The organism is Streptomyces sp. NPDC090499, from assembly GCF_044769305.1.
GTDB lineage: Bacteria > Actinomycetota > Actinomycetes > Streptomycetales > Streptomycetaceae > Streptomyces.
In genome coordinates, this window is the sequence record NZ_JBIVXP010000001.1 from 67416 (window position 1) to 89790 (window position 22375).

At 73.7% G+C, this 22375-nt stretch carries 18 protein-coding genes and 1 riboswitch; of the genes, 16 read left to right on the top strand and 2 right to left on the bottom strand.

Features of this window, described 5'->3' with window-relative positions; genetic code table 11:
• Window positions 1–158: 158 nt before the first annotated feature.
• The gene (locus ACIQVL_RS00355; RefSeq protein WP_403473870.1) at window positions 159–893 is read right to left on the bottom strand and encodes a class II aldolase/adducin family protein; all 735 of its coding nucleotides are present in this window, start codon (window positions 891–893) and stop codon (window positions 159–161) included.
• A gap of 196 nt (window positions 894–1089) precedes the next feature.
• Here ACIQVL_RS00355 and ACIQVL_RS00360 point away from each other — a divergent pair, with 196 nt between their 5' ends.
• The 10 genes from ACIQVL_RS00360 (at window position 1090) to cobI (ending at window position 15089) form a co-directional block, all read left to right on the top strand.
• Complete coding sequence (locus ACIQVL_RS00360; RefSeq protein ID WP_403435370.1) at window positions 1090–1848, top strand: lysozyme; 759 nt, start codon at window positions 1090–1092, stop codon at window positions 1846–1848.
• 174 nt (window positions 1849–2022) lie between these two features.
• Window positions 2023–3273: an anion permease gene (locus tag ACIQVL_RS00365; RefSeq protein ID WP_403435368.1), complete on the top strand. Its 1251-nt coding sequence runs from the start codon at window positions 2023–2025 to the stop codon at window positions 3271–3273.
• An 18-nt stretch (window positions 3274–3291) separates the two neighbouring features.
• Complete coding sequence (locus ACIQVL_RS00370) at window positions 3292–3519, top strand: hypothetical protein (RefSeq protein WP_403435366.1); 228 nt, start codon at window positions 3292–3294, stop codon at window positions 3517–3519.
• Window positions 3520–3661: 142 nt separating this feature from the next.
• Window positions 3662–3802, top strand: a riboswitch (cobalamin riboswitch).
• A gap of 112 nt (window positions 3803–3914) precedes the next feature.
• Window positions 3915–4892, top strand: coding sequence for a cobalamin biosynthesis protein (locus ACIQVL_RS00375; RefSeq protein WP_403435364.1), 978 nt, complete (start codon window positions 3915–3917; stop codon window positions 4890–4892).
• A complete protein-coding gene (locus ACIQVL_RS00380; protein WP_403473871.1) occupies window positions 4889–6436 on the top strand; it encodes a cobyric acid synthase in 1548 nt (515 codons plus the stop codon). Before ACIQVL_RS00375 ends, ACIQVL_RS00380 begins: the two co-directional genes overlap by 4 nt.
• Window positions 6433–10116, top strand: coding sequence for a cobaltochelatase subunit CobN (cobN, locus tag ACIQVL_RS00385; protein WP_403473872.1), 3684 nt, complete (start codon window positions 6433–6435; stop codon window positions 10114–10116). The genes ACIQVL_RS00380 and cobN overlap by 4 nt, the downstream gene beginning before the upstream one ends.
• A complete protein-coding gene (locus ACIQVL_RS00390; RefSeq protein WP_403435358.1) occupies window positions 10113–12116 on the top strand; it encodes a putative cobaltochelatase in 2004 nt (667 codons plus the stop codon). The genes cobN and ACIQVL_RS00390 overlap by 4 nt, the downstream gene beginning before the upstream one ends.
• Window positions 12116–12715 (top strand): cob(I)yrinic acid a,c-diamide adenosyltransferase, encoded by a 600-nt coding sequence (gene cobO / locus ACIQVL_RS00395; protein ID WP_403435356.1) that lies wholly within the window; start codon window positions 12116–12118, stop codon window positions 12713–12715. The genes ACIQVL_RS00390 and cobO overlap by 1 nt, the downstream gene beginning before the upstream one ends.
• Complete coding sequence (locus tag ACIQVL_RS00400; RefSeq protein WP_403473873.1) at window positions 12715–14358, top strand: cobyrinate a,c-diamide synthase; 1644 nt, start codon at window positions 12715–12717, stop codon at window positions 14356–14358. Before cobO ends, ACIQVL_RS00400 begins: the two co-directional genes overlap by 1 nt.
• A complete protein-coding gene (gene cobI / locus ACIQVL_RS00405; RefSeq protein ID WP_403473874.1) occupies window positions 14343–15089 on the top strand; it encodes a precorrin-2 C(20)-methyltransferase in 747 nt (248 codons plus the stop codon). Before ACIQVL_RS00400 ends, cobI begins: the two co-directional genes overlap by 16 nt.
• An 11-nt stretch (window positions 15090–15100) precedes the next feature.
• On the opposite strand, the gene ACIQVL_RS00410 is transcribed toward cobI, so the two are convergent.
• On the bottom strand, window positions 15101–15829 hold the full coding sequence (locus ACIQVL_RS00410; protein WP_403435352.1) for a ZIP family metal transporter: 729 nt from the start codon (window positions 15827–15829) through the stop codon (window positions 15101–15103).
• Between the two features lie 84 nt (window positions 15830–15913).
• Between ACIQVL_RS00410 and cobM the strand changes: the two genes are divergently transcribed.
• Genes cobM through cobC form a run of 6 tightly spaced genes read left to right on the top strand, consistent with a single transcriptional unit; the run spans window position 15914 to window position 22345 of the window.
• Entirely contained in the window at window positions 15914–16774 is an 861-nt protein-coding gene (cobM, locus tag ACIQVL_RS00415) for a precorrin-4 C(11)-methyltransferase (protein WP_403473875.1), read from the top strand.
• On the top strand, window positions 16771–18039 hold the full coding sequence (gene cbiE, locus ACIQVL_RS00420; protein ID WP_403473876.1) for a precorrin-6y C5,15-methyltransferase (decarboxylating) subunit CbiE: 1269 nt from the start codon (window positions 16771–16773) through the stop codon (window positions 18037–18039). Before cobM ends, cbiE begins: the two co-directional genes overlap by 4 nt.
• A complete protein-coding gene (gene cobJ / locus ACIQVL_RS00425) occupies window positions 18036–19739 on the top strand; it encodes a precorrin-3B C(17)-methyltransferase (RefSeq protein WP_403473877.1) in 1704 nt (567 codons plus the stop codon). The genes cbiE and cobJ overlap by 4 nt, the downstream gene beginning before the upstream one ends.
• Window positions 19736–20320: a precorrin-8X methylmutase gene (locus tag ACIQVL_RS00430; protein ID WP_403473878.1), complete on the top strand. Its 585-nt coding sequence runs from the start codon at window positions 19736–19738 to the stop codon at window positions 20318–20320. The genes cobJ and ACIQVL_RS00430 overlap by 4 nt, the downstream gene beginning before the upstream one ends.
• Window positions 20317–21243, top strand: coding sequence for a sirohydrochlorin chelatase (locus ACIQVL_RS00435; RefSeq protein ID WP_403473879.1), 927 nt, complete (start codon window positions 20317–20319; stop codon window positions 21241–21243). Before ACIQVL_RS00430 ends, ACIQVL_RS00435 begins: the two co-directional genes overlap by 4 nt.
• Entirely contained in the window at window positions 21233–22345 is a 1113-nt protein-coding gene (cobC, locus tag ACIQVL_RS00440) for an Rv2231c family pyridoxal phosphate-dependent protein CobC (RefSeq protein ID WP_403473880.1), read from the top strand. Before ACIQVL_RS00435 ends, cobC begins: the two co-directional genes overlap by 11 nt.
• Window positions 22346–22375: the final 30 nt, after the last annotated feature.

The window sequence follows — 22375 nt, forward strand, 5'->3', positions numbered from 1 at the left end:
CAGGACGGACGGGTTCGCGAGGTGCAGGACGGACGGGTTCGCGAGGTGCAGGACGGACGGGTTCGCGAGGTGCAGGACGGACGGGTTCGCGAGGTGCGGGACGGACGGGTTCGCGAGGTGCGGGGCGGGTGAGGTCGCGGGTGTGGGACGGGGCCGGCTCAGCCCGGTCGCTGCCCGTAGCCGCGGAGCCGTTCGCCCACCTCCGCGACCTGTTCCGGGGAGAGCAGGCTGGGGGTCAGGCCGGGTACCGCGGACGCCGTCAGCCACAGGCGGCACATCCACTCCAGTTGGGCGGTGCGGTCGTAGGCCAGGGTGAGGGTGGTGCCGTAGGTGATCGTGCCGTGGTTCTGGAGGAGGCATCCGGAGCGGCCGGTCAGCGCGCGGAGCATGTTCTCGGCCAACTCGTCGGTGCCGTACGTCGCATACGGGGCAACTCGGACCGCGCCGCCGAGGGCGGCGGACATGTAGTGGATCGCCGGCAGTTCGGGGACGAGCGTGGAGACGGCCGTCGCGTGGACGGCGTGGGTGTGGACGACGGCCCCGGCGTCGGTGCTGCCGTAGACCGCGAGATGCATCGGCAGTTCACTGGTCGGGACCAGGCTGCCGAGGACCTGGCGGCCGGCGAGGTCCACGCCCGTCACGTCGTCCGGACCGAGCCGGTCGTAGGGCACGCCGGACGGTGTGACCAGCACGGTGTCGCCGACGCGGACGGAGACGTTGCCGGAGGTGCCGACGACCAGTCCGTCGGAGACCGTGCGGCGGGCGGTGGCGACGAGTTCGAGCCAGGCGTCCGCCTCCTCCGCGCGTACATCGCGCCTTCGCGGCTCGGACACACCTTGTGCGCCGGCCCGTCCATCCCGTCCGTCACGCTGGTCCCGCCGCTGCTCAGCCATGGCCCGATCCTGTCAGGCGATGCCCCAACCGGCCCGCGTGGCAGGGCACTTTAGGCCGCGCGTCCCGGATCCAGTAGAGCGCAAACCGTCTCAAAGAGTTCCATTTCCTGGCTTGGCCGAAGATCGCCGAGGATACGCCGATCTTCCAATAATCTCTGGACGATTTTTCGTACACGTCGCCATTCCGGGGGGAAACATGGCCCGTGACCGTATTCCGCCGTCCCGCCACCGCGTCCGCGTCATCGCGGCGTCCGCGGCGGCGCTCGTCCTCGCGACCGCCGCGACCGCGTTCACCGGGACACCGGCGTCCGCGGCGAGCCTGCCGAAGGGGCACGACGTCTCCTCGCACCAGAGGAACGTCGACTGGCCGGGCGCCAGGGCGAAGGGTGCCAGGTTCGTCTACATCAAGGCCACCGAGTCCACCACCTATCGCAACCCGTACTTCGACCAGCAGTACAACGGCTCGCGCGAGGCCGGACTAAGGCGGGGCGCCTACCACTTCGCCCTGCCGGACAAGTCGTCGGGCGCCCGGCAGGCCGCGTACTTCGTGAGCCACGGCGGCACCTGGACGGCGGACGGCTGGACGCTGCCGCCCGCGCTCGACGTCGAGTACAACCCGTACGACAAGAAGCACAGGTGCTACGGGCTGAGCAACTCCCGGATGGTCCAGTGGATCAGGTCCTTCAGTGACGAGCTGAAGCGGGAGACCGGCCGGCGGCCGGTGATCTACACGACCACGAACTGGTGGAACCTCTGCACCGGCGGCAGCAGCGCCTTCGCCGCCGACCACGCGCTGTGGATCGCCCGCCACGGCTCGGCGGACGCCGGGACGCTGCCGGCCGGATGGAAGTCGTGGACCTTCTGGCAGTACGACAACAGCGGCAGCCTGCCGGGTGACCAGAATCTCTTCAACGGGTCGGCGGGCCGCCTGAAGGCGTTCACCCTGGGCCTGTGACCAACGGGCGACGCGGCCGCCGGACCGGAACCGGGACGGCGGCCTCGCCCCACCCCGGCCTCGATCACCCCGAAGTCGATCTCATACACCGCCAGGACCGCCTCAGTTCATCTTCCGTTCATCCAGGTTGCCTACGGTCCAACAGCCAATGACTTCGAAAGATTGCCTGGGTAAATGGAAAACTTCTCGCTGATCCTCGCGATTGTGGTGGTAACCGCACTCGCGTTTGATTTCACGAACGGTTTCCACGACACCGCCAACGCGATGGCCACGACCATCTCGACCGGTGCGCTCAAGCCCAAGATCGCGGTGGCCATGTCCGCCGCGCTCAACCTGGTGGGCGCCTTCCTCTCGGTGGAGGTCGCCAACACGATCTCCAAGGGTCTCGTCGACGAGAACGGCATTCGTCCCGAGGTCATCTTCGCCGCCCTCGTCGGCGCCATCCTCTGGAACCTGGTGACCTGGCTGGTGGGCCTGCCGTCCAGTTCCTCGCACGCCCTCATGGGCGGTCTGATCGGCGCCACCGTCGCCTCCGCCGGTTTCGGCGCGGTCCACGGCGACGTGCTCGTCACCAAGGTCCTGCTCCCGGCGGTGGCCGCCCCCGTGGTCGCCGGTCTCGCGGCGGCGCTCTCCACCCGCCTCTCCTACACGCTCTCGAAGGACGCCGAGGACGAGGCCACCCGCAAGGGCTACCGCGCCGGCCAGATCGCCTCCGCCGGCCTGGTCTCGCTCGCGCACGGCACCAACGACGCGCAGAAGACGATGGGCATCATCACCCTCGCGCTGATCGCGGGCGGTGCCATCGCCCCCGGCTCGAACCCTCCCACCTGGGTCATCCTCTCGGCCGGTCTCGCCATCGCGCTCGGCACCTACATCGGCGGCTGGCGGATCATCCGCACCATGGGCACGGGCCTGACCGAGCTCCGGCCGCAGCAGGGTTTCGCCGCCCAGACCAGCGCGGCCACCGCCATCCTGGCCTCCTCCCACCTCGGTTTCTCGCTCTCCACCACGCACGTCGTCTCGGGCTCCGTGATGGGCGCGGGTCTCGGCCGCAAGGGCGGCACGGTCCGCTGGTCCACCGCGACCCGCATGATGGTCGCCTGGGTGCTCACCCTCCCGGCCGCCGCGGTGGTCGGCGCGCTCGCCGAGTCCGTGACGGACCTCGGCGACTGGGGCACGGCGGTCGTCGCCGTCTTCCTCGTGGCCTCCAGCGCCGCGATCTGGAAGCTCTCCCGCCGCGAGGTCGTGGACAGCAGCAACGTCGTCGCCGCCGAGGAGCCGGCCGGCGTGGTGACCACGGCGATCGCCGCCGTGACCCCGCCGCCCGCGGGCCCGGTCCCGGTGACGGACGACCTGACCGCCACCATCCCCGCCCCTGCCTCCGCCCCGGCCGCCACCGCGACCGACCCGGCCGCCACCGTCTGACCCCGAGGAAGAACCGACATGAACATCGACTGGGCAGCCATCGGCTCCGTCTTCGGCGTCAGCCTCGTGGCCACGGTGGGCCTGGTGGCCCTCTTCACCCTCGGCGTCAAGGGCCTCTCCGCCCGTGAACGCGCCACCGCCCAGGGCGACTCCGCGGCCCTGGCCGTGACGGCCGCCTGGCTCTGCTTCGCCGCCTGCGCGGCCGCCGTGGCGTACGGCATCCACCTGATCGTGGCGAAGGCCTGAGCCGGGAAGTCCTCGCCGGCACCGGGAAGGCTCCTCTCCGTCCGCACGGAGAGGAGCCTTCCGCATACCCCACAGGCCCCGCCGGACACCCGGTGTGGGCCTTCCCACACACTCCCCTCGCAGGTCAAAGGCAAGTTGACGGGTCTTCCGGGGGCGTGGTGGACTTCCGGAGCCATGTACGGCGGCAAGGGAGGAAGCCGGTGTGAATCCGGCGCGGTCCCGCCACTGTCACCGGGGTACCTGTCCCCGGAAGCCAGGAACTCCCACCGCCGGTCTCGTCGAACCAGGGCGCGGACACCCTGAGTGAGGACATAACGCCATGCGCGGCTGCCGATCGAGGTCGAGTACCCGGCCCGTTCCCGACCCCGTCGCCGACCCCGCGGCCGGCTGAGCCGATGGGTGCCGACCGCGTCTTCGCGTACGGCGCCGCCGCCGGCCTTCTCGGTGATCTGCTGCTCGGCGATCCGCGCCGCGGGCATCCGGTAGCCGTCTTCGGACGGGCGGCCGGGGCCGTGGAGCGGGTGCTGTGGCGGGACCACCGCGGGTGGGGCGCGCTGCACACCGCCGTCTGTGCCGGGGGCGCCGTGGCGCTGGGTGCCGCGGCGCAGCGGGTCGTACGGCCGTCCGCCGTCGCGTCCGTGACGCTCACCGCGGCCGCCACCTGGGCCGTCGTCGGAGGCACTTCGCTCTCCCGTGAGGCCCGGACCATCGGGCGGGCCCTGCAGACGGGTGACGTCGAGGCGGCCCGTGCCCGGCTGCCGCATCTGTGCGGACGGGATCCGCAGGCCCTGGACGCCGACGGGATCGCCCGTGCGGTCGTGGAGTCCGTCGCCGAGAACACCAGCGACGCGGTCGTGGGCGCGCTGGTGTGGGGAGCCGTGGGGGGCGTCCCCGGGCTGCTGGGGTTCCGGGCCGTCAACACCCTGGACGCCATGGTGGGGCACAAGTCGGCCCGGTACCGGCGGTACGGGTGGGCTTCGGCGCGCCTGGACGACGTGGCCGGGTGGCCGGGGGCGCGGCTCACCGCCGTACTGGCCGCGGCGGCCGGGGACGACCGGCGGGGGGCCGTGCGAGCCTGGCGGGCCGACGCGGCGAAGCATCCGAGTCCCAACGCGGGGCCCGTGGAGGCGTCGTTCGCGGGGGCGTTGGGGGTGCGGCTCGGGGGGACGCTGTCGTACGGAGGGCGGGTCGAGCACCGGCCGGTGCTGAACGGGGAGGGGCGGGCCGTGGAGGTCGCGGACATCGAGCGGGCGGTGCGGTTGTCGCGGCGGGTGGGGTGGCTGGCGTTGGGCGTGGGTGCGGCGGGGGCGCTGCTGCGGGGGACGCTTTCACGGCGCCCGGCACCGAAGTCACCGGCCGGAGGCCGCTCATGAACAACGGAGGCCTCCTCGTCGCCGGTACCACCTCCGACGCCGGGAAAAGTGTCGTCACCGCCGGTATCTGCCGGTGGCTGGTGCGGCAGGGCGTGAAGGTGGCGCCGTTCAAGGCGCAGAACATGTCCCTCAACTCCTTTGTCACGCGCGAGGGTGCCGAGATCGGGCGGGCGCAGGCCATGCAGGCGCAGGCCTGCCGGGTGGAACCGACCGCGCAGATGAACCCGGTGCTGCTCAAGCCCGGTGGTGAGCAGAGCAGTCAGGTGGTGCTGCTCGGCAAGCCCGTCGGCGAGCTGAGCGCGCGCGGGTATCACGGCGGGCGGCAGCAGAGGCTGCTCGGGACCGTCCTCGACTGTCTCGCCGAGTTGCGGGGCACGTATGACGCGGTGATCTGTGAGGGGGCCGGCAGTCCGGCGGAGATCAACCTGCGCCGGACCGACATCGTGAACATGGGGATAGCGCGGAACGCCGGGCTGCCCGTGCTCGTGGTCGGCGACATCGACCGCGGGGGCGTCTTCGCCTCCTTCTTCGGGACCGTCGCGCTGCTCTCGCCGGAGGACCAGGCCCTCGTCGCCGGGTTCCTCGTCAACAAGTTCCGCGGGGACGTCTCCCTGCTGGAGCCGGGCCTCGACATGCTGTACGGGCTCACCGGGCGGCGGACGTACGGTGTCCTGCCCTTCCGGCACGGGCTCGGCATCGACGAGGAGGACGGGATGGGGGTCCCCCCGCGCGAGCGAAGCCGAGCGTGGGGGAGGGTCTCTCTGCGCGGGACCGTGCGCGAGTCGAACACCGCCCCGCCCGTGGGCGACGACGTGCTGCGGGTCGCCGTCTGCGCCATCCCTCTGATGTCCAACTTCACGGACGTGGACGCGCTGGCCGCCGAACCGGGCGTCGTGGTGCGGTTCGTGGACCGGCCGGAGGAGCTGGCCGACGCCGACCTCGTCATCGTCCCCGGCACCCGCGGGACGGTCCGGGCGCTGGAGTGGCTGCACGAGCGGGGGCTCGCGGAGGCGCTCCGAAGGCGCGCTGCCGAGGGGCGGCCCGTGCTCGGGATCTGCGGTGGCTTCCAGATCCTCGGGGAGCACATCGAGGACGAGGTCGAGAGCCGCAAGGGGGCCGTCGACGGGCTCGGGGTGCTGCCCGTGCGGGTCCGGTTCGCCCGGGAGAAGACGCTCACCCGGCCCGTCGGGGAGGCCTTCGGCGAGCGGGTCGAGGGGTACGAGATCCATCACGGGGTCGGCGAGGTGACCGGGGGCGAGCCCTTCCTGGACGGCTGCCGGGTCGGGCAGACCTGGGGCACGCACTGGCACGGCTCCCTGGAGTCGGACGGTTTCCGCCGGGCCTTCCTGCGCGAGGTGGCCACCGCCGCGGGCCGCCGGTTCGTGCCGGCCCCCGACACCTCGTTCGCCGCGCTGCGCGAGGAGCAGCTCGACCGGCTCGGCGACCTGATCGAACAGCACGCGGACACGGACGCGCTCTGGCGGCTCATCGAGTCGGGCGCGCCGCAAGGACTGCCTTTCATTCCACCGGGAGCGCCCGCATGAGCACTGTGTTGTTGTTGTCGACCGCCGACACCGATCTGCTGGCGGCCCGGGCCGCCTCCGGTGCCGACTACCGGATCGGCAATCCGACGCGCGTCGACGTCGCGGAGGAGCTGCCGACGCTGATCGCGGGCGCGGACATCGCCGTCGTACGGCTGCTCGGCGGCAAGCGGGCCTGGGAGGACGGGCTGGCCGCGCTGAAGGCCGCCGGGATCCCGACCGTGCTGCTCGGCGGCGAGGCGGTGCCGGACGCGGAGTTGATGGCGGAGTCGTCGGTGCCCGCGGGCGTGGTCGCCGAGGCGCTCAGGTACCTCGTCGAGGGCGGCCCCGGCAACCTCACCGAGCTGGCCCGGTTCCTCTCCGACACGGTGCTGCTGACCGGTGAGGGGTTCGTGGAGCCGCAGAAGATGCCCGAGTACGGCGTCCACGGCGCCCGTACCCGGCAGAGCGGCCGGCCGACCGTCGGGGTGCTCTTCTACCGGGCCCACGAACTGAGCGGCAACACCGGCTTCGTGGACACCCTGTGCGACGCGATCGAGGCGCACGGCGCCAACGCCCTGCCGGTGTACTGCGGTTCGCTGCGCGGGGCGGACGCGGGGCTGTACGCGCTCCTCGCCGAGGCGGACGCGCTGGTCGCGACCGTCCTGGCGGCCGGCGGCACGCACGCCTCGCAGGCCTCGGCCGGCGGCGACGAGGAGGCCTGGGACATCGGGGCGCTGGCCGACCTCGACGTGCCGGTGCTGCAGGGTCTGTGCCTGACCTCGTCGAAGAGCGCCTGGGACGAGTCCGACGCGGCCCTCTCCCCCATGGACGCGGCGATGCAGGTCGCGATCCCGGAGTTCGACGGGCGGCTGATCACGGTCCCGTTCTCCTTCAAGGAGCAGGGTCCGGACGACGTTCCGGTGTACGTCGCCGATCCCGAGCGGGCCGGACGGGTCGCCGGGATCGCCGTGCGGCACGCCCGGCTCCGGCACAAGCCGAACGCGGAGAAGAGGATCGCCCTGGTCTTCACGGCGTACCCGACCAAGCACTCCCGGGTCGGCAACGCGGTGGGGCTCGACACCCCCGCCTCGGCGGTCCGGGTGCTGGATGCGCTGCGGGACGCCGGATACGGGGTCGAGGGGCATCCGGACGACGGCGACGAGCTGATCCACCGGCTCATCGACGCCGGTGGCCACGACGTCGAATGGCTCACCGAGGAGCAGCTGGCCGCCGCGCCCGCGCGGGTGCCGCTCGCGGACTACCGGGCGTGGTTCGAGAAGCTCGACCCGGAGCTGCGGGACGCGATGACGGAGGCGTGGGGCGAGCCGCCGGGCTCGCTGTACGTGGACGGGGACGACGTCGTGCTCGCCTCCCTGCAGTTCGGGAACGTCGTCGTGATGATCCAGCCGCCGCGCGGCTTCGGCGAGAACCCGATCGCGATCTACCACGACCCGGACATGCCGCCGTCGCACCACTACATGGCGGCCTACCGGTGGCTGGACGCTGCGACATCGGAGGGGGGGTTCGGCGCGGACGCGATCGTGCACATGGGCAAGCACGGCACGATGGAGTGGCTGCCGGGCAAGGGCCTCGGGCTGAGCGCCGGCTGCGCGCCGGACGCGGTGCTCGGCGACCTCCCGCTGGTCTACCCGTTCATCGTCAACGACCCCGGCGAGGGCACCCAGGCCAAGCGGCGCGGGCACGCCACGGTCGTCGACCACCTGGTGCCGCCGATGGCCCGTGCCGACACCTACGGCGACCTGGCCAAGCTGGAGCAGCTGCTCGACGAGTACGCGCTGGTGTCGGACCTGGACCCGACGAAGGCGCCGGCCGTCCGCGCGCAGATCTGGACGCTGGTCAAGGCGGCCGAGCTCCACCACGACCTGCACGTGGCCGAGCAGCCGGAGGACGACGACTTCGACTCGTTCGTCATGCACATCGACGGCTACCTGTGCGAGATCAAGGACGTGCAGATCCGCGACGGGCTGCACATCCTCGGCGGGGGCCCGGTCGGTGAGCCCCGGGTGAACCTGGTGCTGGCCGTGCTGCGCGCCTCCCAGGTGTGGGGCGGGCAGGCGAACGCGCTGCCTGGGCTGCGCGCCGCCTTCGCCGCGCATTTCGGTCTGGTCGAGAAGGAGTTGCTCGCCGAGCCGGGCGCGCCGGTGAAGGTGCCGGTGGAGCTGACCGACCTGGTCGACGGCCCCTCCCGCACCGCGGCCGACGCGATCGACCTGCTGGAGCAGCTGTGCCGCCGGGTCGCGGAGGGCATGGAGCAGCGGGACTGGGCGGTCGTCGAGAGTCGCGCGCTGGTGCGGGAGGTCCTCGGCACCGAACTCGCGGACGCCGTCGCCGTGCTGGAGTTCGCGTGCACCGAGGTCGTGCCGCGGCTCGCGCGCACCACGGACGAGATCGGGCACATCCTGAAGGCCCTGGACGGCGGTTACGTCCCGGCCGGTCCGTCCGGCTCCCCCACCCGCGGCCTGGTCAACGTCCTCCCGACCGGCCGGAACTTCTACTCGGTCGACCCCAAGGCCATTCCCTCCCGGCTGAGTTGGGAGGTCGGCCAGTCACTGGCCGACTCGCTGGTGCAGCGGTATCTGAGCGACACCGGGGCCTACCCGAAGTCCGTCGGCCTGACGGTCTGGGGCACCTCCGCGATGCGCACCCAGGGCGACGACATCGCCGAGATCCTGGCGCTGCTGGGCTGCCGTCCGGTCTGGGACGACGCGTCCCGGCGGGTCACCGGCTTCGAGGTGGTCCCGCTCGCCGAGCTGGGCCGGCCGCGCATCGACGTCACGGTCCGCATCTCCGGCTTCTTCCGGGACGCTTTCCCGCACGTGGTCGGGCTGATCGACGACGCGGTGCGCAGGGTCGCCGAGCTGGACGAGCCGGCCGAGTCCAACTACGTGCGGGCGCACGCCGACGAGGACACCGCCGAGCACGGGGACCGGCGGCGCGCCACCGCCCGCATCTTCGGCTCCAAGCCGGGGGCCTACGGTGCCGGGCTCCTTCCCCTGATCGACGCCCGCAACTGGCGCTCCGACGCCGACCTCGCCGAGGTGTACGCGGTGTGGGGCGGTTACGCCTACGGGCGCGGGCTCGACGGGCGGGCGGCGCGCGGGGACATGGAGACCGCGTTCCGGCGGATCGCGGTCGCCGCGAAGAACGTCGACACCCGCGAGCACGACCTCGTGGACGCCGACGACTACTTCCAGTACCACGGCGGCATGGTCGCCATGGTGCGGCACCTGACCGGCGCCAACCCCGAGGCGTACGTGGGTGATTCGGCCACGCCCGACCAGGTGCGGACCCGGACCCTCGGCGAGGAGACGCACCGCGTCTTCCGGGCCCGGGTGGTCAACCCCCGCTGGATGGCGGCGATGCGCCGGCACGGCTACAAGGGCGCCTTCGAGATGGCGGCGACCGTCGACTACCTCTTCGGCTACGACGCCACGGCGGGCGTGGTCGACGACTGGATGTACGAGAAACTCAGCGCGGAGTACGTCTTCGACGCGGAGAACCGGGACTTCATGAAGAAGTCCAACCCGTGGGCGCTGCGCGGCATCACCGAACGGCTCCTGGAGGCCGCCGACCGGGGCCTGTGGGCCGAGCCGGACGCGGACACCCTGGAGCGGCTGCGCGCCACCTACCTCGAACTCGAAGGCGACCTGGAAGGCAACTCGGAGGGCGACGACCAGTGAGTACCCCGTTCCCGTTCACGGCCGTGGTCGGCCAGGACGACCTGCGGCTCGCGCTGCTGCTGAACGCCGTCTCGCCGGCGGTCGGCGGTGTGCTGGTGCGCGGCGAGAAGGGCACCGCGAAGAGCACCGCCGTGCGTGCCCTCTCGGCGCTGCTGCCGACCGTGGACGTCGTCGCCGGCTGCCGTTTCTCCTGCGACCCGGCCGCCCCGGACCCGGCCTGCCCGGACGGTCCGCACCACCCGCCCGGGGCCTTCGAGTCCCGACCGGCGCGCATGGTCGAACTGCCGGTCGGCGCCTCCGAGGACCGGCTGGTCGGCGCGCTGGACATAGAACGCGCCCTGGCGGAGGGCGTGAAGGCCTTCGAGCCGGGCCTGCTGGCCGACGCGCACCGGGGCATCCTCTACGTCGACGAGGTCAACCTCCTCCACGACCACCTGGTCGACCTGCTCCTTGACGCGGCCGCCATGGGCGCGTCCTACGTCGAGCGCGAGGGGGTGTCGGTCCGGCACGCGGCGCGCTTCCTGCTCGTCGGCACGATGAACCCCGAAGAGGGCGAGCTGCGGCCCCAGTTGCTCGACCGGTTCGGCCTCACGGTCGAGGTGGCCGCCTCCCGCGAGCCCGACCAGCGGGTGGAGGTCGTCCGGCGGCGGCTCGCGTACGACGACGACCCGGCGGGGTTCGCGGCGCGCTGGGCCGGCGAGGAGGCGGCCGTCCGGCAACGGATCGTGGCGGCACGGGAGTTGCTGCCGTCCGTACGGCTGGGCGACGGGGCGCTGCGGCAGATCGCGGCGACCTGCGCGGCCTTCGAGGTCGACGGGATGCGCGCCGACATCGTGATGGCCCGGACGGCGACCGCGCTGGCCGCGTGGGCCGGGCGGACCGAGGTGCTGGCGGAGGACGTGCGCCAGGCGGCGCTGCTCGCGCTGCCGCACCGACGGCGCCGCAATCCCTTCGACGCCCCCGGACTCGACGAGGACAAGCTGGACCAGACCCTGGAGGAGTTCTCCGGGGAGGGCGACGACGATCCCGGTCCGGAGGGTCCCGGCGGCGGTGGCGGACAGCCGGCGCCCGACGACGGCGGCCCGCAGGGCGGTGACACGGCTGCCCGGCCCGAGGCCGGAGAGGACGGCGAACCACAGACCTCCGGCGGCGCTTCGGGAGAGCAGGCCCCGGCGCGGGCCGCCGAGCCCTTTCGCACCAAGGCGCTGAGCGTGCCCGGGATCGGCGAGGGTGCCGCCGGGCGGCGCTCCCGGGCGCGGACCGAGCACGGCCGTACGACGGGTGCGCGACGGCCACGGGGTGCCCTGACCAAGCTGCACCTGGCCGCGACCGTGCAGGCGGCCGCTCCGCACCAGCGGGCGCGCGGACGGTCCGGGCCGGGGCTCGTGATCCGGCGGGACGATCTGCGGCAGGCGACCCGCGAGGGCCGCGAGGGGAACCTGGTGCTGTTCGTGGTCGACGCGTCCGGGTCGATGGCGGCCCGGCAGCGGATGAGCGCGGTGAAGGGCGCCGTGCTGTCGCTGCTGCTCGACGCCTACCAGCGGCGGGACAAGGTGGGGCTGGTGACCTTCCGGGGCTCGGCCGCCGAGGTGGCGCTGCCGCCGACCTCGTCGGTGGACGCGGCCGCGGCCCGGCTGGAGTCGCTGCCGACCGGCGGTCGTACGCCGCTCGCCGCCGGGCTGCTCAGGGCGCACGACGTGCTGCGGGTGGAGCGGCTGCGGGATCCGGCGCGACGGGCGCTGGTGGTCGTGGTGACCGACGGACGCGCCACCGGTGGCCCCGAGCCGGTCGCCCTCGCCGGGCGGGCGGCCCGGCTGTTCGCGGCGGACGGGGTCGCCTCCGTGGTCGTGGACTGCGAGTCCGGGCCGGTGCGGCTGGGGCTCGCCGGGCAGCTGGCGGGTGAGCTGGGCGGTACCGCGGTGACGCTCGACGAACTGCGGGCCGACTCGATCGCCGGGCTGGTGAAGGACGTTCAGGGCCGTTCGAGGAGGGCCGCGTAATGCCGCAGGGACAGCCGAGTGTCGTGCCCGACGACGGACTGACGACCCGTCAGCGTCGCAACCGGCCGCTGGTGGTCGTGCACACCGGGATCGGGAAGGGCAAGTCCACCGCCGCGTTCGGGCTCGCGCTGCGGGCCTGGAACCAGGGGTGGCCCGTCGGGGTGTTCCAGTTCGTCAAGTCGGCGAAGTGGAAGGTCGGCGAGGAGAACGCGCTGCGGGTGCTGGGCGCCTCCGGCGAGGGCGGGACCGTCGACTGGCACAAGATGGGCGAGGGCTGGTCCTGGGTGCAGCGCGACGCGCAGATGGACAACGAGGAGAAGGCCCGGGAGGGCTGGGAGCAGGTCAAGCGGGACCTGGCGGCCGAGACGTACCGGCTGTACGTGCTGGACGAGTTCGCGTACCCGATGCACTGGGGGTGGGTCGACACCGACGAGGTCGTCGACGTGCTGCGGAACCGGCCGGGGACCCAGCATGTCGTGATCACCGGGCGGAACGCTCCGGAGAAGCTGGTCGACCTCGCCGATCTCGTCACCGACATGTCCAAGGTCAAGCATCCGATGGACGCGGGGCAGAAGGGGCAGAGGGGCATCGAGTGGTGATGTCCTCGTCCGTGCCCCGGCTGGTCGTCGCCGCGCCGTCGTCCGGCAGCGGCAAGACCACCGTCGCCACCGGGCTGATGGCCGCGTTCGCGGCCCGCGGCCTCGCCGTGTCTCCGCACAAGGTGGGGCCCGACTACATCGACCCCGGGTACCACGCGCTCGCCACCGGGCGGGTGGGGCGGAACCTCGACGCGTACCTGTGCGGGCCTCAGCTGATCGGCCCGCTGTTCGCGCACGGTGCGCGGGGCTGTGACCTGGCCGTCGTCGAGGGTGTGATGGGGCTGTACGACGGGGCCGCGGGGGAAGGGGAGCTGGCGTCCACCGCTCATGTCGCGAAGCTGCTGCGGGCGCCGGTGGTGCTGGTCGTGGACGCGTCGGCGCAGTCGCGGTCGGTGGCGGCGCTGGTGCACGGGTTCGCGTCGTGGGATCCGGAGGTGCGGGTCGGGGGTGTGATCCTGAACAAGGTGGGGTCGGACCGGCACGAGGAGTTGCTGCGGGAGGCGCTGGATTCGGCGGGGGTGCCGGTGTTCGGGGTGCTGCGGCGGGTGGCGCAGGTGGGGACGCCGTCCCGGCATCTCGGGCTGGTGCCGGTGGCGGAGCGGCGGGGGGAGGCGGTGGCCGCCGTGGCGGCGATGGCTGCGCAGGTCGCCGACGGGTGTGACCTGGAGGGGCTGTTGGGGCTTGCGCGGGGGGCCGGGGGGCTGCCGGGTGCGGCTTGGGATGCGGCTGAGGCCTTGGTTTCCTCGCCCCCGCCGCCCCTACCCGTCCCGTCCCTCCAGGGGGTGGGCCCCCTTCGACCGCCTGCTTCGGGGGCTGCCGCCCCCGGACCCCCGCTTCGGCCCGAAAGGCCTCGTCCTCAAACGCCGGACGGGCTGGAAAGAGTGCCGGCCGGCCATCGTCGACCGGAACCGGACAGGCTGGAAGAGGTACGGACCGGCCATCGTCCACAGGCGCCGGACAGGCTGGGAGAGGTGCGGACCGGTCATCGTCCGCAGGCGCCGGGTGGGCTGGAAGTTGCTCGGAGGCCGGGTGGGGTGGAGAGCGTGCGCGTCGCTGTTGCCGGTGGGGCTGCGTTCACCTTCTCCTACGCCGAGCACGCCGAGTTGCTTGCCGCCGCCGGGGCCGAGGTCGTCGTGTTCGATCCGCTTCGGGACGAGCGGCTGCCGGACGGGACGTGCGGGTTGGTGATCGGGGGTGGGTTTCCCGAGGTGTACGCGGGTGAGCTGGCGGCCAACGAGTTGCTGCGGAAGGACGTCGCCGCGCTTGCTGAGCGCGGTGGTCCGGTGGCCGCCGAGTGTGCGGGGCTGCTGTATCTGGGCCGGGAGCTGGACGGACTGCCCATGTGCGGGGTGCTCGACGTGACCGCGCGGATGTCGGAACGGCTGACGCTGGGGTACCGCGATGCCGTTGCCGTGAGTGACAGTGTGCTGGCCGCCGCCGGGACCCGGATGCGCGGGCACGAGTTCCACCGGACCGTGGTGGAGCCGGGGGCGGGGGCGGCTCCCGCGTGGGGGGTGCGTGCGCCCCGGCCGCGGGTCGAAGGTTTTGTACAGCGGGGTGTGCACGCGAGTTATCTGCACACGCACTGGGCGTCCGAGCCCGGTGTGGCCCGGAGGTTCGTGGAGAGGTGCCGGACGTCATGAGCAGCAGCAGGTTGATCGGAGTCGGGGTGGGGCCCGGTGACCCGGAGCTGGTGACCGTCAAGGGGGTCAACGCCCTGCGCGCGGCCGACGTCGTCGTGGTGCCGGTGATGGACACTGGTGAGCGGGGGCGGGCCGAGGCCACCGTGCTGCACTACGTCGGCGCGGAGAAGGTCGTACGGGTCGTCTTCGCGCTGAACGAGCGCAGTGACCGGGGGCGGCGGGAGGCCGCCTGGGACGCGGCGGGGGCCGGCGTGGCCGAGTTGCTGCGCCGGCACGGGACGGTCGCCTTCGCCACCATCGGGGATCCGAACGTGTACTCCACCTTCACCTACCTCGCGCAGACCATCGCCGAGCTGGTGCCGGACGTGGGGGTGGAGACCGTGCCCGGGATCACCGCCATGCAGGATCTCGCCGCCCGGTCCGGGGCCGTGCTCACCGAGGGGACCGAGCCGCTGACGCTGGTGCCGGTGACGGCGGGCGCCGAGGCGCTCAAGGACGCGCTGAGCGGGGCGGGGACGGTCGTGGCGTACAAGTTCGGGCGGCAGGCCGGGGCGGTCGTGGCGGCGTTGCGGGAGACCGGGCGGCTGGACGACGCCGTGTGGGGGTCGGCGCTGGGGCTGGCGGACGAGTCCGTCCGGCCCGCCGCCGAGCTCGACGGCTCCCCGCTGCCTTACCTCTCCACTCTCATCGCGCCCCCGCGCCGGGACGGTGGCAGAGGCGGGAAGCTGTGAGCGGTCCGGCGTCAGCTGGAGATGCCCACCACCAGCCAGATGAAGGCCGCGCCGGCGACCGTGCACAGCAGCGTGGAGCGGGCCGGGTGCTCGTGGTGGGCCTCGGGGAGGATCTCGGCGGCGGCCAGGTAGAGCAGGACGCCGCCGAAGAGGCCGAGATAGCCGCCGAGCAGGGCCTCCGGGATGGTGAAGAAGATCGTGGAGAGGGCGCCGAGGACCGGTGCGCAGGCGTCGGCGACCAGCATCGCTATCGCCCGGCGGCGCGCGTTGCCGTACAGGCTCGTGATCGTGAACGTGTTGAAGCCGTCCGCGAAGTCGTGCGCGACGACCGCGAGCGCCACCGCCGCGCCCATGCCGCCGCCCACCTGGAAGGCCGCGCCGATCGCCACGCCGTCCATCGCGCTGTGGCCGACCATCGCGCCGGCCGCCGTCAGGCCCACCTCGGGCGCCCGGTGCGCGTGCTCGTCGGCGCCGTGCGCGGCCTGGCGGAGGGCCAGGGTGCGTTCCACCAGATGGGCCAGCAGGAAGCCCGCCACGAACAGCAGCAGGGCGGCCGGTACGCCGAAGACCTGGCGGCCGGCCGCGCGCAGCGCCTCCGGCAGCAGGTCGAGGCCGACCACCCCGAGCATCAGACCGCCGGCCAGTCCGAGGACCAGATGACGACGGTCGGTCACACGCTGTGCCGTCCAGCCGCCGGCCAGCGTCATCAGGAACGCGCCGAGCGCGACGAAGACCGCCATGTCCCCTTGCTATCCGATCGACCCGCCTCAGCGCACATCCAGCACCACCAGTAACACCCTTTGTCCAGAGAGGACCGAATTTCCATGGCCGATGCCGCCGCCTCTGCCACTGCCGCCGACACCGCCTCCGGCGTCGCCCCCGCCGGCAAGGTGACCTTCGTCGGTGCCGGCCCCGGCGCCGCCGATCTGCTGACGTTCCGGGCCGCGCGCGCGATCGCCGAGGCCGACGTCGTGATCTGGGCCGCGAGCCTGGTCCAGGCGGAGGTCCTGCAGCACGCGCGCAAGGACGCGGAGGTCCTCGACTCCGCGACGATGTCGCTGGAGGACGTGGTCGCCGTCTACGAGAGGGCGCACACCCACGGGCTGCGGGTCGCCCGGATCCACTCCGGGGATCCGGCGCTCTGGGGCGGCACCCAGGAGCAGGTCGACCGGTGTGCGGGCATCGGCATCGAGGTCGAGATCGTGCCCGGCGTCTCCTCCTTCTCCGCGGTGGCCGCGCTGGCCCAGCGCGAGCTGACCGTTCCCGAGGTGGCGCAGTCCGTCGTCCTCACCCGGCTGGGCGGCGGCAAGACGCCGATGCCGCCCGGGGAGGAGGTACGGGAGTTCGCCCGGCACGGGACGACGATGGCGATCTTCCTCTCCGCCGCGCGCAGCGGGCAGCTGGTGCGCGAGCTGCTGGAGGGCGGCTACCCGACGTCCACCCCGGTCGTCGTGGCCTATCAGGCGACCTGGCCGGAGGAGCTGGTCGTGCGGTGCACGATCGAGACGCTGGAGGAGACGGTCAAGGAGCACAGGCTCTGGAAGCACACCCTCTTCCTGGTCGGGCCGGCCCTGGCCGCCCACGGCACCCGCTCGCACCTCTACCACCCCGGCCACTTCCACGGCTTCCGCAAGGCCGACCCGGAGGCGCGGCGGGAGCTGCGCGAGCGGGGGGCCAGTACATGATCACGGTCGTCGGTACCGGAACGGGCGCCCCGCTGCCGCCCGGCGTGCTGGCCGGCGCCCGGCTGGTCGTCGGCGGGCGCCGGCACCTGGCGGCCGCGCCGGTTCCGGAGGATGCCGAGCGGGTGGTGCTCGGTCCGCTGGCACCGGCCCTGGACGTCGTCGAACGGCATCTGGACAAGGGGCACCGGGTGGTCGTGCTGGCCTCCGGCGACCCCGGGTTCTTCGGGATCGTGCGGGCGCTGGCCGAGCGGTTCGGGGCGGCGGCGCTGGACGTGCGCCCCGGTGTGTCCTCCGTGGCCGCCGCCTTCGCGCGTGTCGGGCTGCCCTGGGACGACGCGGTGGTGGTCAGCGCGCACGGGCGGGAGCTGCGGACGGCGGTCCATGCCTGCCGGGCGCATCCCAAGGTCGCCGTGCTGACCGGGCCGGGCGCCGGGCCGGCCGAGCTGGGGGCCGCGGTGCCCGCGGACCGGCTGCTGGTCGTGGCGAGCGCGCTCGGTGATCCGGAACGGGAGCGGGTGGAGCGGGTCACCCCGGCCGAGGCCGCCGCGCGGGACTGGGGTACGGCCGTGAGTGTCGTCCTCTGCCTCGACGGGTCACGGGCGCTGAGCGCGGTGCGGACAGTGGCGGGCGGCCGGGCGGAACCCGCCGGGTGGGCGCTCGCCGAGGACGAGTTCGCCCACCGCGACTCGATGATCACCAAGTTCGAGGTACGGGCGCTGGCCCTGGCCCGGCTCGGGCCCCGCCTCGGCGACCTGGTCTGGGACGTCGGCGCGGGGTCCGGGTCGGTGGCGGTGGAGTGCGCGCGGCTCGGCGCCGCCGTCGTCGCGGTGGAGAAGGCGGCGGACGGGGTGCAGCGGATCGCGGCCAACGCGCGGGCGCACGGGGTGTACGTGGATGTGGTGTGTGACATGGCACCGGGCGCCCTGGCCGGACTCCCCGACCCCGACGCCGTGTTCGTCGGCGGGGGCGGGACGGAACTGCCCGCGATCGTCGCCGCCTGCGCCGCGCGCGCCCGGCGGACCGTGGTGGTCGCGATGGCCGCCCTGGACCGGGTACCGGCGGCACGGGCGGCGCTCACCGGTGCCGGGTTCTCCTGCGACGGGGTGCTGCTGCAGTCCTCCCGTCTCGCGCCGCTGCCGGGTGACGTGACCCGGCTGGCGGCGACCAACCCCGTGTTCCTGCTGTGGGGAACACGAACCGGAACACGAACCGGAACACGAACCGGGACACGAACCCCCTTGTCTCAAGAAGGAGTTGCCCAGTGATCGGCCTCATTTCCGCCACCGCGGCGGGGGCGGCGGCACGCGACCGGCTGGCCGCGGCGTGGCCGGACCGCACGCGGGTGTACGACGGCCCCGTCAAGGACGCCGTCCGGTCCGCGTTCGCGGAGTGCGAGCAGCTGGTGTGTTTCCTGGCCACGGGTGCGGTGGTCCGGCTGATCGCCCCGCTGCTGGGCGGGAAGGCGACCGACCCGGGCGTGGTGTGCGTCGACGAGGGCGGCCGGTTCGCCGTGTCCCTGGTCGGCGGGCACGGCGGTGGCGCGAACGAACTCGCCCGAGAGGTCGGCGAGCTGCTGGCCGCGCAGCCGGTGGTGACCACCGCGACCGACTCGGTCGGGCTGCCCGGCCTCGACACCCTCGGCCTCCCGGTCGAGGGCTCCGTGGCGGCCGTGTCCCGGGCCCTGCTGGACGGCGAACCGGTCGCGCTGCACGCCGAGTCGGCGTGGCCGCTGCCGCCGCTGCCGCTGGCGGAGGAGGGCGCCTTCGCCGTCCGGCTGACCGACCGCGCGGTCGAACCCGCGGGGAACGAGGTGCTGTTGCGGCCGCCGTCCCTCGTCGTCGGCGTCGGCGCCTCGAAGGGCGCCCCGGTCGACGAGGTGCTCGGCCTCGTCGAGGCGGCGTTGCGGGACGCGGGTCTTTCGCCGCGCAGCATCGCCGAACTCGCCACGGTCGACGCGAAGTCCGGGGAACCCGGGCTCGTCGAGGCGGCCGCGCGGCTCGGGGTGCCGCTGGTGACGTACTCCGCCGAGGAGCTGGCAGGAGTGCAGGTCCCCAACCCCTCGGACGCCCCCCTCGCCGCCGTCGGCACCCCCTCGGTCGCCGAGGCGGCGGCCCTCGCGCGGGGCGGCGAACTCCTCGTCCCCAAGCGGAATTCGCAGCGGGAGGACGGCCGGGCCGCCATGGCGACCTGCGCGGTCGTACGGCGTCCGGCGCGCGGCCGGCTCGCGGTCGTCGGGCTCGGTCCCGGCGCCCGGGACCTGCTCACCCCGCGCGCCAGGGCCGAACTCCGGCGCGCCGCCGTGCTCGTCGGCCTCGACCAGTACGTCGACCAGATCCGTGACCTGCTGCGGCCCGGCACCCGGATCCTGGAGTCGGGGCTCGGCGCCGAGGAGGAGCGGGCGCGTACCGCGGTCGCCGAGGCGCGGGCCGGGCAGGCCGTCGCGCTGATCGGCAGCGGGGACGCGGGCGTGTACGCGATGGCCTCCCCCGCGCTCGCCGAGGCCTCCGACGACATCGACGTGATCGGTGTACCCGGTGTCACCGCCGCGCTCGCGGCCGGGGCGGTCCTCGGCGCGCCGCTCGGCCACGACCACGTCTCGATCAGCCTGTCCGACCTGCACACGCCGTGGGAGGTCATCGAGCGCCGGGTGCGCGCGGCGGCCGAGGCGGACATCGTCGTGACGTTCTACAACCCGCGTTCCCGGGGCCGCGACTGGCAGCTGCCCAAGGCGCTCGCGATCCTCGCCGGGCACCGGGAGCCGACGACACCCGTCGGGGTCGTACGCAACGCCTCGCGCCCCGACGAGTCGAGCCGGCTGACCACCCTGGCCGCGCTGGACCCGGCGTGGGTCGACATGATGACCGTCGTGACCGTGGGCAACACGGCGACCCGGAACGTCGCCGGGCGCATGGTCACCCCGCGCGGCTACCGCTGGCAGCAGAGCACCCGGGAGGAGGACAGGTGAACCGGGTCGTCCATCCCATCGAGGCGGAGTCCTACCGGCGGCTGCGTGCCCGCCTGGACACCTCGCACTTCCCGCCGCTGACCCGGGCGGTGGTGGAGCGGGTCGTGCACTCCGCCGCCGACCTGGCGTACGCGACCGACCTGGTGACCGACGAGGCCGACCTGGTGAAGGCGCACGCCGCGCTGCACGCCGGGGCGCCGGTCGTCGTGGACGTCGAGATGGTCGCCGCCGGGATCACCCGCCGGGCGACGGTGTGCCGGCTGCGCGACGCCGGGGCCGGTCCCGGCCTGACCCGTTCGGCACACGCGATCCGGCTCGCCTACGAGCAGGTCGGGCCCGGCGCCCTGTGGGTGATCGGCAACGCGCCGACCGCGCTGGAGGAGCTGCTGACGCTGGACGCGGCCCCCGCGCTCGTCATCGGCCTGCCCGTCGGTTTCGTCGGCGCCGTCGAGTCCAAGGCCGCGCTGCGCGAGAGCGGGCTGCCCGCCGTCAGCAACGTGTCCGAGAAGGGCGGCTCGGCGGTCGCCGCCGCCGCACTCAACGCCCTGCTGTACCACCCCACTTCCGAGGAGACCCTGTGACCACCCCGCCCGCCCTGCTCATCGCCGGCCACGGAACCCGGGACGAAGCCGGGGCCGAGGCGTTCCGCGACTTCGTGCGGGAGCTGGGGCGCCGCCACCCCGAACTGCCCGTCGCGGGCGGCTTCATCGAGCTGTCCCCGCCGCCGCTCGGCGACGCCGTGGCCGAACTGGTGGAGCAGGGCGTACGGCGGTTCGCCGCGGTACCGCTGATGCTGGTCTCCGCCGGACACGCCAAGGGCGACATCCCGGCCGCGCTGGCCCGGGAGAAGGAGCGGCACCCGGGGATCTCGTACACCTACGGCCGTCCGCTCGGGCCCCACCCCTCCCTGCTGTCGGTCCTCGAACGGCGCCTGGACGAGGCGCTGGGCAGCTCCTCGCGGGCCGCGCGGGACCGTGCCGACGTGACCGTGCTCCTGGTGGGCCGGGGTTCGACGGACCCCGACGCCAACGCCGAGGTGCACAAGGCGGCCCGGCTGCTCTGGGAGGGACGCGGGTACGCGGGGGTGGAGACGGCGTTCGTGTCGCTGGCGGCACCGGACGTGCCGAGCGGTCTCGACCGGTGTCTGAAACTGGGGGCGCGCCGGATCGTCGTCCTGCCGTACTTTCTCTTCACCGGGATCCTGCCGGACCGGGTGCGGCAGCAGACCGAGGGCTGGGCGGCCGCGCACCCGGAGATCGAGGTGCGTTCGGCGGACGTCGTCGGGCCCGAGCCGGAGCTGCTGGACCTGGTGATGGAGCGGTACCGGGAGGCGGTCGAGGGTGATCTGCGGATGAACTGCGACTCGTGCGTGTACCGGATCGCGCTGCCCGGCTTCGAGGACAGGGTCGGGCTGCCGCAGCAGCCGCACTTCCACCCGGACGACGACGGCCACCACCACGGACACGGACACCATCATCATGGCGGGCACGCGCATGCACACTGAGGACGGTTCCGTCGGTTCCGACAGCGCCGGAGGCGACAGAGGCTCCGGAGGCGGGCACGATCTGCGGCACCACGGCGACGCCGAGGTCCGGGACGGCGGTCCGGCCCTCGTCGACCTCGCCGTCAACGTGCGGACCGGCACTCCCCCGGTCTGGCTGCGGGAGCGGATAGCGGAGTCGCTGGGCGGGCTCGCCGCCTACCCGGACGGGCGGGCGGCGCGGGCGGCGGTCGCGGCACGGCACGGGCTGCCGGTGGAGCGGGTGCTGCTGACGGCGGGCGCCGCGGAGGCGTTCGTGCTGCTGGCGCGGGCGCTGAAGGTGCGCCGGCCGGTGGTGGTGCACCCGCAGTTCACCGAGCCGGAGGCGGCGCTGCGGGACGCCGGGCACACCGTGGACCGGGTGCTGCTGCGGGAGGCGGACGGGTTCCGGCTGGATCCGGCGGCCGTACCGGAGGACGCCGACCTGGTGGTGATCGGCAATCCGACCAACCCGACGTCGGTGCTGCATCCGGCCGGGGCGATCGCCCGGCTCGCCCGTCCGGGGCGGACGCTCGTGGTCGACGAGGCGTTCATGGACGCGGTGCCGGGCGAGCGGGAGGCGCTGGCCGGGCGGACCGACGTGCCGGGTCTGGTGGTGCTGCGGAGCCTGACGAAGACGTGGGGGCTGGCCGGGCTGCGGATCGGGTACGTGCTGGCCGCGCCGGAGATCGTCGCCGAGTTGGCGCGGGCGCAGCCGTTGTGGCCGGTGTCCACGCCGGCGCTGGCCGCGGCCGAGGCGTGTGTGGCGCCGCGCGCGCTGGCGGAGGCGGCGCACGCGGCGCACCGGGTCGCCGCGGACCGGGCGCATCTGGTGGCGGGACTCGAGGAGTTCGCGCCGGAGGGGGTGCGGGTGGCGGGGCCCGCGGAGGGGCCGTTCGTGCTCGTCCGGATGGCGGGGGCGGCGGCCGTGCGGCGCCAGCTGCGGGTGCTGGGGTACGCCGTGCGGCGGGGGGACACGTTTCCCGGGCTGGACGAGGAGTGGGTGCGGATCGCGGTGCGGGACCGGGTGACGGTGAACCGGTTCCTGCAGGCGCTTGATCAGGCGTTGATGTTGATACGGGCGTGATTGCAGGGGGAACTGCGGACCGTGGGCAGC